The sequence below is a fragment of the Streptomyces sp. NPDC093149 genome (assembly GCF_044754145.1).
GTDB lineage: Bacteria > Actinomycetota > Actinomycetes > Streptomycetales > Streptomycetaceae > Streptomyces.
Genome location: NZ_JBIVON010000002.1, coordinates 413,272 through 428,003, shown reverse-complemented (window position 1 = coordinate 428,003; position 14,732 = coordinate 413,272). Strand labels below are relative to the sequence as shown.

Here is a 14,732-nt window from a genome sequence, read left to right as displayed (position 1 = left end):
GCGGGTGGCCGTACCCAATACGTGTCGAAGTTTTCGGCTACGTGTCGAAGCTTTCGACCGGACCAGTCAGCCGGCATCCGGCATCCCGGGAAGATCCCCCGCAGCTTCGAGCCGCCTCTTGAGATCAGGAGGAGGTCGTGCCAGACGCGTGCCAGGTTGCGCGGGAGACCACGGGAAAGCCGGGGAACCGAGCGGCGGCCGAGCAGGGGCACCGGCGCTCTTGACCGCAGGTCAGCAGGGCAACCGGGGCCAGGGAACACGAGCTTCCCAAGGAGACGTCCTGAGCGCCTGCGCGGGCGTTCTGCCCGGATCCCTCACCACCCACTGACTCGTGGTGCGGCCCCGGTGCTCCGGTTACAGGAAGGCGTCAGTCGATGCGGGCGCAGAGGTCGTCCGTTGCCCCGTGCACCAGGTTCACGGCCTTGTACCCGACGGAGCTGATGTCCATCGTGTACACCCCGTCGACGATGTACAGGCCGCGCGGCAAGTTGCCCTTTCCCTCACCGATACCGGCCAGCACCGGGCCGTGCACGGCCCAGAACTGAGAGCCGTCGGTTCGGTGCTCGACGATGGCCGAGCCGCTCGCGTCGGCGTCGTAGAAGGCGCCGGTCCCGGTGTTCGTGATCCGTACGACCAGATCGCCCTTGTACGCGACGCGCCTCACGGTACCGTCGGGATAGGTGTCCAGTACAAGTTTCTTCACCTTGTCGATGACGGGTTCGCCGTGGACGGGGAAGTCGCACCGCAGCCCGGCGCCGACGTCCCACGAGGTGGAAGGTGCCGGCTCCCACCCGGTGCCGGTGGCGGCGGGTGCGGCCGACGCGGGCTGTACTCCCATGAGCGCGGCGGCAAGCACCAGCGGCGCGAGAACGGTTCGTCGCATGACTCTCCCTGGGCAGAGGGTTGAAAGGAAGGTTTCGCCGAAGAGGCGTACGCCAGTGTTCCGCCGGTCTCTGACCAAACCCTCACCACGACCGGCACGGACTGCGGACGCTCGGCCGGCCCTTAGGCTGTCGAGCGCCATGGAGTTCCAGTTGCTCGGTCCGTTCGCCGCCCGCCACGAGGGACGACAGGTGCTGGCAGGCAGCCGTCGCCAGGAGCGGTGTCTGCTGTCGGTCCTGCTGCTGCACGCGGGTCGCGCCGTGACGACCGAGCGCCTCATCGACCTGCTGTGGAACGGCGATGCGCCTGCCTCTGCCCGCGGCACCATCCACACCTACATAGGTCGGTTGCGTGCCGCTCTCAAGCCGTACGGAGTGCCGGTCGAAACCCGGCATGACGGCTACGCCGTCGAGCAGGGCCCTCATACGATCGACGCGCAGGAGTTCACCCTCCTCGTCCGGCAGGCGGCCGATGCCGGTGACCCCGCGGAGCAAGTCCGCCTCTACGACTGGGCCCTCGGGCTGTGGCGGGGCCCGCTGCTCGCCGACGTGGCCGACGACCGGCTGCGCACCCGCCTCGGCGGTCCTCTCGACGAGCTTCGCCTCTCCGCCGTGGAGCGGCGAGCGGAGGTGCAGCTCACCATGGGTCTTCACGACCGCGTCGTGGCGGATCTGACACCGCTGGTCGAGGAGTGTCCAGGGCGGGAACGGCTGGTCGCCGCCCAGATGACCGCTCTCTACCGCGGCGGCCGCCAGGCCGATGCCCTTGAGCTGTACCGCAGCACGCGTAAGGCGCTGGTTACCGAGTTCGGCATCGAACCGGGTGCGGAACTGCAGACGCTGCACGATCGCATGTTGCGTGGCGACCACCGACTCGACCGGCCTCCCGGACCCGTATACGCCGTGCGGGTCGGCGACCAATGGCTGCCATGGAGCACGAGCGGGCATCCCGCACTGGAGTTCTGCAACACCTACGCGGGCTGGGGCGGGGACCGGCTACCGGGATCGGAGTGGCTGCGAAGCTACGCCACGCTCGCTGTATGGGCCGGCCATATGGACCTGATCGAGGACCAGTTGGTCACCCGGCTGCGTGAACAGGCGCTGCGGCACCCCGACGAGGCTGCCGCAGCGCTCGCCGAGGCTCGGCAGTTCCGTACGAAGCTGTATGCCTGCCTGGCCGATCCGGGCGACGCCCGTGCCTTCAAGGCGGTGGCCGGCACCGTGGAGGACGCCGCCAGGCACTCGGTCTTCACCCGTGGCGAGGACGGTCTCGGACGCTGGCAGCCCTCCCCCTCCGCCCGTTTGCGGCTGCCCGTCTGCGCGGTGGCCCGTAGTTCGGGCGAACTGCTCGCGGACCCACGGCGCTTCATGGTTCGCAGCTGCCCCAGTGAGGACTGCGGCTGGCTGTTCCTCGACGCGAGCGGGCGCCGCAGATGGTGCAGCTTGGCGACCTGCGGCGCCAAACGGATGTCCAGCGGCCGCTGACGCAGGCACCGACCCCCTCACGCCACACCTCCGCTCGCGCGGAGAGGACTGTCGAAGATCCGGGCCCGGACCAGGTCGTCCTCCGGAAATTGATCGCGAATCGGCCCTTCCCGAGCCCCTCGTGGCGGATTCCCTGAGGCCGCTCGACGCCCGGCAGCCTGTAGTGCCTCTGCCGACCGATCCGGCGTCCCCCGTCCACCGACGTACATGATCTTGCGGAGTGGGCGACGAACCTCACCTGCTGTCACGCGCCGGCTCGTAAGTGGGACAGGATCTTCACCGACCCCGCCTTCACGACGGCGTGCCGGCCGCCGCATGGACGGCGATGGCCGCGATGTCGTCGTCGAGACGGCCGTGGCTGAAGCGGACCAGGTCGCTGTGCAACTGTCCGAGCAGCCGGGACGGGGAGCCCGCGTCCCACTGTCCCGCGTGCTGCACCAGCGGGAAGAACGCGCCGGTGCGGTCGCGGGTCTCGGTGACGCCGTCGGTGTAGAGCAGCAGCTGGTCCTCCGCGGCGAAGGAGAAGGTGTCGATGCGGTAGTCCTCCCCGACCAGCGCGCCCATGTTGATGGGTGGCGAGGGAGCCGTGGGGGTGACCTCGCGGACCATTCCCGCGCTGAGCAGCAGCGGAGGGGGGTGCCCCAGGTTGACGATGCCGACGGCGGATCCGTCGTCGGGGATCTCGACGAGCACGGCCGTGGCGAAGTACTCCATCGGGTCGCCGGGCAGCAGTGCGGTGTAGCGGCTCGTGCTGACGTCCAGTCGGCCTGCCACCCGTGCCAGGTCCGGCTCGTCGTACGCGGCTTCGCGGAAGCAGCCGAGGATCGCTGAGGCCATGCCGACCGCGGGGAGGCCCTTGCCGCGTACGTCTCCGATGATCAGGCGGACGCCGTGGACCGTCTCCAGTGCCTCGTAGAAGTCGCCGCCTACGCGGGCCTGGGCCGCGGCGGCCAGGTACAGAGCCTCGATGTGCAGCCGGCCGAGGCGGTGCGGCATGGGGCGCAGCACGACTTTCTGGGTCGTCTCGGCGACGGAACGAACCTCGGCGAGGGTCCGCTCCCGCCGCTGGCGCACATGGCTGGCGCAGGCGGCCGCGGCGGTGGCGCCCACGATCACCGCGAGGGTGAACAGGTGTGTGAGCTCCTCACTCACACTGCCGATGGTCACGGCGATCACTACGTCGAGGGCCGCGGCGAGCGCACCGATGGCCACCGTTCCGACCACTGGCCATATCGAGGCAGCGAGAGCGGGGGCGAGTGAGAGAAAGCGGCTGAAGTGGAGGTTGCTCGGAGTGACGAAGGCAACCACAGTGATGATGGCGATCAGTGCCAGGGGCGCCAGACGCACCACCTGCTCCCCGGGGCTGCTGCCCGCACTGCGCCAGAATCGATCCGACCAGTTCACATAAGCAGCATATAGGGGCAATTGCATCGAACCGGTCGGACACAGAGCCGGTAGCCCGCCGGGCCCAGGACAACCCGTAACAGCTCGGGCGCCGAAGGTGGGTCATCGAGCGCAGCATCAGCGCCTTCTTCGATCTCGCCGACACCGTCATCACCGTCCGTAGCCTGATCCGCCGATCCTGGACCACCCGCCGCCGGGATACCCGTCCCCGACGCCGCTCATGGCTGATCACCAGGGCACGGGCGTTCCGTCCCAGGAGAAGAAGCCACCGGTGGGGCCGCCGTCCGGCAGCAGGGCCAGGCGGAGGGCGCCCCTGGCGGCCTCGGCCGGGTCACCACCGGCAGAGGCGGCCCGCGGGTCGAGATCGGTGGCCCGCAGGCCGGGGGCGAGCGCGTTGACCTTGAAGCCCTCCTCGGCCGGCGTCCGGGCGTACAGGACGGTGAGGGCGACATGCCTGCCTATGCCTCGTCGTCGAGCGTTCAACAGGCCCGACGGGCACCCGCCGACCGGCTCGGCGAGATCCGTCGAATACCGCAGCTGTCGTCTTACGCCCGCCAGGGATTACGGGACAGCCCTTGGGCCTGCAGGTTTCGCATCGGGAGTATCCCCACGGACGGACGTCATTCGCTCGCTTCGAGGTCCAGACGCATCGCGTCCCGGAGCGCCTTGATGACGGTGATCAATACATGGTAGGCATCTTTGAGGTCATCGCCGGTGGCGCCCTCCTGGATCTGGTTCCGTACATCGCGCAGTCGCCTGAGGGATGCGTCCGAGTGCTCGGCGACGACCGCGGAAGCGGTGATGGACATCTGGTAACGCAGCTCATAGGCCCCGCCCTCGCGGAATGCTTCCCCAGCCTGCAGGGCGCGATCCTCCGCGACGAGAGATGATGACGCGATGTCCTTCAACTGATTCCTTGTCCGCATCAGTGCGGCCAAGTATTCGCCGTAGAGCTGACGTTTTATGTCCCGCTGCCGTGCCGTCTGATCACGCTGCCAACGGACACGATCAACGATCAAGGTCGAGCCGACTCCCACAAGCGCGCCAAGTGCCGTGCCGAGCAAGGTCCCCCAGTCCATGTCCCCAGACTAAGGGCTGCGCCGTGATCCCCGAAGTGCACCCGCACCACCACTCGTACCAAACGGCAACAGCACCCTGCGCGCTCGCGCAGAGCCCACCAACGGACTCGGAAGGCATGTGGCCCGGACCGCTCAGCGGTCCGGGCCTTCGTCGCCTCGTGATCCCCGGTGAAGCGGCAGGCGAACGTTGGGAATGCGTGCGCCGCAGCGCCCCCTGGTCGTCGGCGCTCCGCGCGTGCCGTCTCCGGATCGCTGCCCACGGCGAGTTGAGGACGGCAGATCGCGTGGCCACCTCCCGCCAAGGGGATTCTTCGCGCAGCACCTCAGCCGGTACCAGGTCGCGCCGGATGCGGAGGCGAGCCAGCCCGTGCGGTGACTCCTCGGATTCAGCGCTTGAGGCTCGACATCAGGTCGCGCATGTCACCGATCACGGCCGACTGGTACGGGGAAAGGTCCGTGATGTCCGGACCGCCGACGGCCGTGCCCTCGCCGTCGTCCTCGCCGGGGCCGTCGCCCAGGTACTGCGTGAAGGAGGAGAGGCTCAGCGAGAAGACCGCTCCGCCCTCCAGCACCCGCAGCTCCACGTTGCCGTCGTCCCCGGTCAGCAGATACGCCTTGTCGCCGATGTCCGGAACCGTCTCCAGCTTCGCCTCGGGATCGAATCCGAGATCGGTCACCTGCCGCCGCGCCTCGAATTCCGGGGCGGGGTCGGTCCTCTTGTGCAGTTCCACCTTGATTCCCACGGTGTAGTGGACCGACCAACCCCTCCCGGCCCGTTCCCCCCGGGTCCGGGAACGAAGAGGAATGAAGCACTGGGTCTGGTCGAGGACGGCATGGTGCAACATCGTCGAGCCGGCCACGGTGGTGCGCTCCCTCGGTGCGATCGCCGCGCCGATCGACTTCAGCCGCAGGGACGGGCAAGGGTCCCGGTCCAGCCGGTATCCGTGCATGTCGGGCTCTCGATCGCCCGGGCCGTGCAGGAAGAGCGCCGCCCCCCAGAGGGCCGACGCCGTCACCGCGCCGCCCAGCGCCCACAGCCACGGTCCTCGCCGCCGACGCCCCCCGGCCTGCTCCCGGTCGAAGCCGGCCATCACCTCGCGGGTCTCGACCGAATCGAACTCCCCCGCCATCTCCGGTTCAGAGATCACCGTGCCCCCCTCGGCCGTGTGTTCCGCCTTCGCCGCCATGATCGCAGGGTCTATGCCGCCGCACCGCGGAACCGGACAGGACGGAGCCCGCACAGGGTGTGCCCACGGGGCGGGGCGCCGGGCCCGGGAGGAGGCGTGCCGGCGCCCTCGGCCCCCGGCACGGCTGCGGGCGCCGCCGCCGTACCCGGACGGCCGGGCGAACATCAAGGGCTGTCCCGTAATCCCTGGTGGAGCGCCTTGGGAAAGTGTGCGCCGCAGCGCCTCGAGCGGTCCGGCGACGCCCTCTTCCGGCATGCACGCCCCCGACCGGCTCGCCGGGCCGGACCCCGTCGCCGGACGCCGCGCGGTGCGCGGCGGTCCGGCGACGGGGTTCCGGATCGGTCAGCGATTGAAGGAGGAGCCCAGCTTCGCGGCCTTCGCCACCGTGCCCAGCACGCCATGGCCGAAGGTGAACGAGCCCTTGGCCGTCACACCGGAGGCAGTGGTCGGGAACACCCACAGGGAGCCCGCGTCCGCGTTCTCGCCGGGGGCGCCGACGACCAGCTCGGCGCGGCCGTCGCGGTTGGCGTCGACCAGTTTGACGGCCCCGCCGAACTGGTCGTTCGCCTCCGCCGCGCCGGGGACGCCCGGCGTGTCCTGGTTGAAGCCCACGGTGCCCTTCCCGGTGGGGCCGGACGCGGTGCCGGGCAGGACCAGGACGGAGCCGGCGTTCTTCGTCCTGCCCAGGTCCTCGTAGGGGACGCCGACGGCTATGTCGCCGTATCCGTCGCCGTTCACGTCGCCGATCGACAGTGACGCGCCGAAGCCGTCGTGGACTTCGGCGGCACCGGGGACTCCGGCGGTGTCCTGGTTGAGGACCTTGGCCCGGTCGCCCCGCGGGCCGGTGGCGCTGCCCGGTACGTAGGTGATCATGCCGCCGAGGGCGAGCGGATAGTCCAGGTCGCTGTCGTAGCCCTCGATCGTGCGGCCCACGACGAGGTCGGCGTACTTGTCTCCGTTGATCTGCCCGGCCGCTATGGTCTCGCCGCCCTGGAGGCGGAAGCCGTTCGGCCGGTTGACGACGGTGTACTTCTCGGCGAGGCCCTTGGCTCCGCCGTTGCGGATGAGGATGCGCCGGGCGTCGAACTCGTCGCCGTCGTGGACGACGGCGGCCAGGTCGTCGCGGCCGTCGCCGTTGAAGTCGCCTGCGGCGAAGTCGAGATGGCGCAGATCGTCCATGTCCCGGATCACCCGGACGGGGGCCGCGGCGCTGCCGTCGCGCTTGAACGGGCCGGACAGGACGTGGAGGTCGCCCATGCCGAGGGTGACGATGTCCATGGCTCCGTCGCCGTCGAAGTCGCCGACGACGGTCTTGGCACCGATCCCCGCGTACCGCTCGTCGCCGGTCAGCAGGGTCGCACCGCCGGACAGCCCCTGCGGGCCGCCCCAGATCACGGTGAGCGAACCGGCGGCGTCGGCCGTACCGACCTTCTCGGTCCCGGCGCCGACCACGAGGTCGCTGTACCCGTCCCGGTCCAGGTCCGCGGAGACCATCGAGCTGCCGAACGCGTCACCGGCCTCGGCGGTGTCCGGGATTCCGGGCGAGTCCTGGGTGAAGACCTGCTTGGTGGAGGTCTGCAGACCGGCCTTGGAGCCGTACACCACACCCACGTACCCGGCTCCGGCCTTCCCGCCGACGGTGGCACCGGGCGCGGTGAACGCCATGTCGGGGTAGCCGTCGCCGTTGAAGTCGTCGCGTCGCGGGGCCGGGGTGGGCACGGCCCCCGCGGGGGACGCCGAGGCCGTGACGGGGGCGGGCGTCGACGCCTGGGCTGCGGGGAGGGTGATCACGGCGGTCGCCACGGTGATGGCGAGGGCCACGGTGGATCCGAGAGCACGGTGTGCCACGTGGACTCCTTCGTTCGTTCGGAGTTGGGGGGTGTGCCGTGCGCCGGGCACGGCACTGTGCAGACTCAGACCGGCGCGCACGGCCGAGGGTTGCGTTTCGGCATGAACCGTCACAGCGCCTCCACCTCACGTGAGTTGACGCGCGAACCCGGTGCCGGGCCGCTGAGGAGATCGGCCGACGGCGGCAGCCGCCCGAAGTTGAGGATGCGTGCCATGACCGGCCCCGCGCGTGACCTCCTGCTCCAACGGTTCCGGCGGGTGCGTGCTGAGCCGATCGCCCGTGACCCCCGCGCCACCGGATGCACCGTGCCATAGTCGGTTCCATGGACGCCGCCGAGAAACGACCCGCCGGGCCTCTTCTGGACCGCTTCATCGCCGACGCCGGTCGTGTCGTGCCCCTGGAGGCGGTCTGGGTGCACGGGTCCCTGGCGTTGGGGGACTATCAGCACGGACGCAGCGACCTCGACCTCGTGGCCCTCGTGGCGTCGGCGGTCAGCGACTCCCAGAGGCGGCAACTCGGGCTTCTGCACCGCACCTTGATCGCTGATGTGCCGGGGGCCTCGCTGCTGCACTGCTCCTACGTGGTGCGTTCGATGCTCCCTGAGGTGGGACGCGACCATGTGACCTGGGCACAGGGGCGGCTGTTCGAGCGGCCGGTCACCGCGGTCGGCCGACGGGAACTCAGTACGGGCGGGCTGTCGCTGTTCGGGCCGGGACCCGCCGGGCTCGTCCCGGAGGTCTCCGACCGGGAGCTGGCGGAGTTCGTCCGGAGCGACCTCAAGGACTACTGGTATCCGGCGAGCGCCAAGCCGTCCCTCTGGCTCCGCGATGTCTGGGTGGACCACGGACTGCTGACCCTCGCGCGGGCATCGGTGACCCTGCGGGACGGGCGGCTCATCACCAAGGGGGAGGCGCTGGAAGTGCTGGCCGAGTCGGGGGCTCCCGCAGAGGTCGTCGCCGACATCCACCACCGGCGCTACGGAGCCGATCCGCGCCCGGCCTCCCCGAAGTGGCGCGTCCGACGGGGGCGCCTGGCGCGCTCCTTCGTCCGGGCGGGCATCGAGCGGGCACTGTCGCAGTGACCGAACCCCTGACGAGCGGTATTCGCCGGAAAGCCTGAATCGATTCAGATTTTCCGCTCGTTCACACCACTCCCCACCCTCGACCGCGAGAAGTTCTCGTCACCGACCCATTGACTGCGCGAGCAGTCCCCGTCTAGCTTCCGAGCTGTCTCATTGAAACCTTTCATGGCGTGAGGGCCACCGCATCCCGTCGGCGCATCCCACCGCTGAGGAGCACCCATGAACCAGCCCGCCACGGGCCCGTCCCCGGCCACGGACCGGGCGGCCCCGGTCCTGGCGCTGAGCGACGTGAGCAAGTCCTTCGGTGCCGTACGTGCCCTTCGGGACGTGTCCCTGTCCCTGCTCCCCGGCGAGATCCACGCGCTCGCCGGGGAGAACGGCGCGGGCAAGTCCACTCTCATCAAGACGCTCGCCGGAGTGCATCGCCCGGACGGCGGACAGGTGTTGCTCGACGGTCGGCCCGTCGTCCTCCACGGACCCGCCGACGCCCGCGCCGCCGGGATCGCCGTCATCTACCAGGAGCCGACGCTCTTCCCCGACCTGTCGATCGCGGAGAACATCTTCATGGGCCGCCAGCCCCGGCGCGGGCTCGGCCGGATCGACCACCGCGCCGTGCGCGAGGCCACCGAGGGGCTGATGCGCCGGCTCGGTGTCGATCTGTCGCCCGACCGGCCGGCCCGTGGGCTCTCCATCGCCGACCAGCAGATCGTCGAGATCGCCAAGGCGCTCTCCTTCGACGCCCGGGTCCTGATCATGGACGAGCCGACGGCCGCGCTCACCGGCGGCGAGACGGCCCGGCTCTTCTCCGTCGTGCGGACACTGCGCGACCAGGGCGCGGCCGTGCTCTTCATCTCGCACCGGCTCGACGAGATCTTCGAGCTGTGCGAGCGGGTCACGACGCTGCGCGACGGCCGTCCGATCTCCTCCGGACCGCTGGCCGGACTCACCGAGGACGATCTGGTGCGACGGATGGTCGGACGCGATCTGGAGGACCTCTACCCGAAGCAGGACGCGGCGGTCGGCGGCGTCGCCCTGTCCGTCGGCCGTCTGACCCGCGAAGGTGTCTTCCGCGATGTGTCGTTCGAGGTCCGGCGCGGCGAGATCGTCGCGCTCGCCGGGCTCGTCGGTGCCGGAAGGACCGAGGTCGCCCAGGCGGTCTTCGGCGTCGACCGGGCGGACGCCGGGGAGGTACGAGTGGCCGGCACCATGCTGCGGCCGGGGTCGCCGGCCGCAGCGATGGCCGCCGGGCTCGCGCTCGTGCCCGAGGACCGTCGTCAGCGCGGGCTGGTCATGGAGCTGTCCATCGAACGCAACATCGGGCTCACCGGCCTCGGCGAGGTCCGCAGGGGCGGCCTCGTCCGCCGTGCCCTGGAACACGAGAGGGCCGCCGACTGGGCCGTACGCCTCCGGTTGAAGTACAGCCGGCTGACCGACGCGGTCGGCGTGCTGTCCGGAGGCAACCAGCAGAAGGTCGTGCTCGCCAAGTGGCTCGCGACCGAACCGTCCGTCCTCATCGTGGACGAGCCGACCCGTGGCATCGATGTCGGCACCAAGGCCGAAGTGCACCGGCTGCTCTCCTCGTTGGCCGCCGACGGGCTCGCGGTGCTGATGATCTCCTCCGATCTGCCCGAGGTGATCGGGATGGCCGACCGGGTGCTCGTGATGCGCGAGGGCCGGCTCGTGGCCGAACTCCCGCGCGGGGGCGCCACCGAGGAGACGGTCATGGCGGCGGCGACCGGCGTGGGCGGGAGGGCGGCAGCATGACCACCACCGTCGAATCCCCGTCGGACACCCGCGCCGAGACCCCGCCCCGCAGCGCCGCCTCGCTCGTGGACGCGGTCTTCCGGGCCCGTGAGTTCTCCATCGCCGGGGCGCTGGTCCTGCTGGTCCTGGGAACGTACCTCGCCAATCCGCGCTTCCTGTCCGACCAGGGCATCAAGGACCTGTTGCTCAACGCCTCGATCCTGGTGCTGCTCGCGGTCGGCCAGTCGGCCGTCGTCATCACCCGCAACATCGATCTGTCGGTCGGCTCCGTCGTCGGCCTCTCCGCCTTCGCCTGCGGGAAGTTCGTCGCCGGGACGGACCACGGCGTGCTCACCGTGATGCTGCTCGGCGTGGCCATTGGCGTGGTCTGCGGGCTCGTCTCCGGCGCTCTGGTCAGCTTCGGCAGGGTCCCGGCGCTCGTCGTGACGCTGGGCATGCTCTACATCATTCAGGGCGTCGACTACTGGTGGGCCCAGGGCGACCAGATCGGCGCCGCCGATGTGCCGGACCGGATCCTGGGGTTCGGCAGCGGCAGCGTCGGCGTCATCGGAATACCGTATCTGCCGCTGATCGCCCTGGTGCTGCTCGCCGCGACCGCGTACTTCCTGCGCGGCTACCGCTCCGGCCGGGAGCTGTACGCGATCGGTTCGAACCCGGAGGCCGCCCTGCTCGCCGGGGTGCCGATCCGCCGTCGGATCCTGGCCGCGTACGCCTTCTCCGGGGCCGTCGCCGGCTTCGCCGGGGCCCTGTGGCTGGCCCGTTTCGGCACGGTCGTGGCGGACAACGCGCACGGCTGGGAGCTGACCGTCGTCAGTGCCGTCGTCGTCGGCGGCGTCGCCATCACCGGCGGCACGGGAACGGTCTGGGGCGCGGCGCTGGGCGCCCTGCTCCTCACCACCATCGGCAGCGTCCTGATCGTCCTGAAGGTCGACGCCTTCTGGCAGGGCGCCATCACCGGTGCGCTGCTCCTGCTGGCCATCGGCGTCGACCGGATCGTCAACCTGCGGATGACCGCCGCCCTGAGGAAGAGGAGCGCCCGCCATGGGAACGGCGCCTGAGACGCAAGAGGCGGTGCCTGCCGGGCCGGGCGCCGCGAGGACGCCGAGGACCGGGGGCGGTCCGTTGCGGAGCGCCGCCCTGCGCTGGGACACCGCGGTCGGTGTGCTCCTGGTGGCGGTCTTCGTCATCGGACTCGGCTCCACGGACGGCTTCGGCTCCGCGGGGAATCTCGCCTTCGCCTTGAACGACATCGTCGAAGTCGCCGTGATCGCCCTGCCGATGACGCTCCTCGTCGTCGCCGGTCAGGTCGATCTGTCCGTCGCCTCCATGCTGGGCCTGGGCAGCGCGCTCACCGGCGCGCTGTGGAACGCGGGCTGGGCGTTCGAGGCGATCGTGCCCGTCGTGCTGCTGGCGGGTGTGGCGGGAGGGCTGCTCAACGGCTGGCTGGTCACCCGGGTGGGGCTGCCGTCGCTGGCCGTCACCATCGGCACCCTGGCCCTCTATCGCGGTCTGGCGTCGGTGGCGCTCGGCAGCGACGCGGTGACCGACTTCCCGCAGAAGTACACGGACTGGGCCGTCGACACCACCACCGTGCCGGGCACCTTCCTGACGTATCCCGTCGTGCTGTTCATCGTCCTCGCGGTGATCACGGCGATCGTGCTGCACGCCACGGGGCCGGGCCGTTCGCTGTTCGCGATCGGCGCCCAGGAGGAGGCGGCGTACTTCGCAGGGATCAGGGTCAAGCGGATCAAACTGCTGCTGTTCGTCGTGGCCGGGCTGTTCGCCTCGTTCTCCGGCGTCGTCTTCACCCTCCGGTACGGCAGTGCCCGCGCCGACAACGGTCTCGGATTCGAAATGCTCGTCATCGCCTCCGTGCTGCTCGGCGGCATCGACTTCGACGGCGGAAAGGGAACGCTCTTCGGCGCGGTCGCCGGGGTGCTGCTGATCGGGATCCTGAAGAACCTGCTGACGCTCAATGACGTGGCCAACGAGGTGCAGGTGATCGTGACCGGTCTGCTGCTCGTGGCGTCCGTCCTCACGCCCCGGGTGATCGCCTCCGTCGTCGAACGACGGCACCGGCGCGCCGCGAACGCGCGGCCCTGACCGCTTCGTTCCCCTCCCCGCACCTCTTCGGAAGCCCCGTACCTCCCCGAGAGCACCCGCACCCCTTCGAAAGCCCCGTACCTCCCCGAGAGCACTCGTACCTCGCCGAATGCCCCGTACCTCTTCGAAAGGCACATCGCCGCCATGATGCTCCGCAATGCCGCCGGGCGCCGCGCCTTCGCGACCGCCACCACCGCCGTCTCGCTCGCTCTCGCGCTCTGCGCCTGTTCCGGCACGACGAAGGACAGCGCGGGCAAGGACTCCGCACAGGCCGGGACCACGGCGAAGGCGGACCCGAACGCGCCGCTGAAGAAGGGCCTGAAGCTCGCCTTCCTGCCCAAGCAGATCAACAACCCGTACGAGAAGATCGTCGACGACGCGGGCATCGCGGCCGCCGGGGAGTACGGCGGGACGGGCAAGGAGGTCGGCCCGTCCGACGCCAGCGCCTCCTCGCAGGTCAGTTACATCAACACGTTGATCCAGCAGCGGCAGGACGCGATCCTGGTCGCGGCCAACGACCCGAACGCGGTGTGCGGCCCGCTGAAGCAGGCCATGCGCAAGGGCATCAAGGTCGTCGCGTACGACTCCGACACGGCGAAGGACTGCCGCCAGCTCTTCATCAACCAGGCGAGCTCGGAGGAGATCGGCCGCAGCCTGGTCCAGCACCTCGGTGCGCAGATCGGCTACAAGGGAAAGGTCGCGATCCTCTCGGCCACGCAGAACGCCACGAACCAGAACACCTGGATCGAGTTCATGAAGGACGAGCTGAAGCTGCCCGAGTACAAGGACATGCGGCTGGTGAAGGTGGCGTACGGGGACGACGCGGACCAGAAGTCGTTCCAGCAGACGCAGGGCCTGATGCAGGCGTACCCGGACCTCAAGGGCATCATCTCGCCGACCACCGTCGGCATCGCCGCCGCCGCCCGCTACCTGAGCGACTCCTCGTACAAGGGCAAGGTCGTGCTGAACGGGCTGGGCACGCCGAACCAGATGCGCAAGTACGTCAAGGACGGCACCGTCGAGCAGTTCTCGCTGTGGAACCCGCAGGAGCTGGGCTATCTCGGTTCGTACGCCGCCGCCGCGCTGGCTTCGGGGCAGATCAGCGGCGCGGAGGGCCAGAAGTTCAAGGCCGGAAGGCTCGGTGAGTACACGATCGGCAAGGACGGCGAGGTCATCCTCGGCGAGCCGACCGTCTTCGACCGGAAGAACATCGACACGTTCAACTTCTGAGCGCACACCGAGGTCTTCCACCTCGCATGACGCACGGCGGGCCGGTTCCTCCACGGCAGGGAACCGGCCCCCGTCCTTTGCGGGGCGCGTCCTACGCGGCGGCCACGGCCAGCAGCGCGAACGCGGCGAGGGACAGGACCGTCCGGATCCGGTGGAGGCTGTTCCAGCGGGACTCGAACGCCGCGCGGGCCGCGCCGTCGTCACCGCCCTCGGACTCCGCGAGCCGATAGTTCAACGGGATGTTCCCGACGATCGTGATCAGGTGACTGACGACCGCGCAGGCCAGTGCCGCCAAGGCGAGCAGTCGGCCGATGCCGCCGTCCCCGACGACGGCCGCCGCGGCCGGAAAGGCGATCACACCGAGGAAGAGGACCAGGAAGACCGGTCCGGGCACCTTCTCGTTGAAGCGGCGCATCGCGGCCGTGAACCGCTCATCGGGCAGTACCGCGATGCCGGGCATGATCGCGGTCAGGAACGTCAGCAGGAATCCGGCGTAGAGGCCGGTCGTGATCACGGCGAGCGCCAGGAACAGGGAGGACATGATGCCCATCATGACGTCGGTGGGCAGGCCGCACAGCCGACTTTCGCAGGTCTGTGCGACCGGGGCCGTTCCCGGGGGCCGTTCCCCGGTCGGCGAGGCCGTTCGGCGGGCCGGCGCACGGCCCGCCG

At 70.1% G+C, this 14,732-nt stretch carries 12 protein-coding genes and 2 pseudogenes; 7 read left to right on the top strand and 7 right to left on the bottom strand.

What is annotated here, in order from left to right; genetic code table 11:
• Positions 1-367 precede the first annotated feature (367 nt).
• Complete coding sequence (locus ACIQCZ_RS08490) at positions 368-883, bottom strand: hypothetical protein (protein ID WP_402280737.1); 516 nt, start codon at positions 881-883, stop codon at positions 368-370.
• A gap of 139 nt (positions 884-1,022) precedes the next feature.
• Here ACIQCZ_RS08490 and ACIQCZ_RS08485 point away from each other — a divergent pair, with 139 nt between their 5' ends.
• A complete protein-coding gene (locus ACIQCZ_RS08485) occupies positions 1,023-2,366 on the top strand; it encodes a BTAD domain-containing putative transcriptional regulator (protein ID WP_402280735.1) in 1,344 nt (447 codons plus the stop codon).
• A 291-nt stretch (positions 2,367-2,657) separates the two neighbouring features.
• Here the strand turns inward: ACIQCZ_RS08485 and ACIQCZ_RS08480 are convergent, their stop codons facing one another.
• A complete protein-coding gene (locus tag ACIQCZ_RS08480; protein WP_402280734.1) occupies positions 2,658-3,770 on the bottom strand; it encodes a PP2C family protein-serine/threonine phosphatase in 1,113 nt (370 codons plus the stop codon).
• A gap of 116 nt (positions 3,771-3,886) precedes the next feature.
• Here ACIQCZ_RS08480 and ACIQCZ_RS08475 point away from each other — a divergent pair.
• Positions 3,887-3,988, top strand: a pseudogene (locus ACIQCZ_RS08475) (IS5/IS1182 family transposase); the annotation flags it as partial.
• A gap of 10 nt (positions 3,989-3,998) precedes the next feature.
• Here the strand turns inward: ACIQCZ_RS08475 and ACIQCZ_RS08470 are convergent.
• The 4 genes and pseudogenes from ACIQCZ_RS08470 to ACIQCZ_RS08455 all read right to left on the bottom strand — a co-directional run.
• Positions 3,999-4,217 (bottom strand): annotated as a pseudogene (locus tag ACIQCZ_RS08470) (short-chain dehydrogenase); the annotation flags it as partial.
• 173 nt (positions 4,218-4,390) lie between these two features.
• Positions 4,391-4,849: a hypothetical protein gene (locus ACIQCZ_RS08465; protein ID WP_402280733.1), complete on the bottom strand. Its 459-nt coding sequence runs from the start codon at positions 4,847-4,849 to the stop codon at positions 4,391-4,393.
• A gap of 386 nt (positions 4,850-5,235) precedes the next feature.
• Entirely contained in the window at positions 5,236-6,036 is an 801-nt protein-coding gene (locus ACIQCZ_RS08460; protein WP_402280731.1) for a hypothetical protein, read from the bottom strand.
• A gap of 342 nt (positions 6,037-6,378) precedes the next feature.
• A complete protein-coding gene (locus tag ACIQCZ_RS08455; protein ID WP_402280730.1) occupies positions 6,379-7,884 on the bottom strand; it encodes an FG-GAP and VCBS repeat-containing protein in 1,506 nt (501 codons plus the stop codon).
• A 323-nt stretch (positions 7,885-8,207) separates the two neighbouring features.
• Here ACIQCZ_RS08455 and ACIQCZ_RS08450 point away from each other — a divergent pair, with 323 nt between their 5' ends.
• The 5 genes from ACIQCZ_RS08450 (at position 8,208) to rhaS (ending at position 14,063) form a co-directional block, all read left to right on the top strand.
• Complete coding sequence (locus ACIQCZ_RS08450; protein WP_402280728.1) at positions 8,208-8,966, top strand: nucleotidyltransferase; 759 nt, start codon at positions 8,208-8,210, stop codon at positions 8,964-8,966.
• A gap of 219 nt (positions 8,967-9,185) precedes the next feature.
• On the top strand, positions 9,186-10,730 hold the full coding sequence (locus tag ACIQCZ_RS08445) for a sugar ABC transporter ATP-binding protein (RefSeq protein ID WP_402280727.1): 1,545 nt from the start codon (positions 9,186-9,188) through the stop codon (positions 10,728-10,730).
• Positions 10,727-11,788 carry an ABC transporter permease gene (locus ACIQCZ_RS08440; protein WP_402280725.1) on the top strand — a complete coding sequence of 354 codons (1,062 nt, stop codon included), beginning with the start codon at positions 10,727-10,729 and terminating at the stop codon, positions 11,786-11,788. The genes ACIQCZ_RS08445 and ACIQCZ_RS08440 overlap by 4 nt, the downstream gene beginning before the upstream one ends.
• On the top strand, positions 11,772-12,833 hold the full coding sequence (locus ACIQCZ_RS08435) for an ABC transporter permease (RefSeq protein ID WP_402280723.1): 1,062 nt from the start codon (positions 11,772-11,774) through the stop codon (positions 12,831-12,833). Before ACIQCZ_RS08440 ends, ACIQCZ_RS08435 begins: the two co-directional genes overlap by 17 nt.
• 144 nt (positions 12,834-12,977) lie before the next feature.
• Positions 12,978-14,063, top strand: coding sequence for a rhamnose ABC transporter substrate-binding protein (gene rhaS / locus ACIQCZ_RS08430; protein WP_402280721.1), 1,086 nt, complete (start codon positions 12,978-12,980; stop codon positions 14,061-14,063).
• Between the two features lie 91 nt (positions 14,064-14,154).
• Here the strand turns inward: rhaS and ACIQCZ_RS08425 are convergent, their stop codons facing one another.
• Positions 14,155-14,604 (bottom strand): DUF1772 domain-containing protein, encoded by a 450-nt coding sequence (locus ACIQCZ_RS08425; RefSeq protein ID WP_402280720.1) that lies wholly within the window; start codon positions 14,602-14,604, stop codon positions 14,155-14,157.
• Positions 14,605-14,732: the final 128 nt, after the last annotated feature.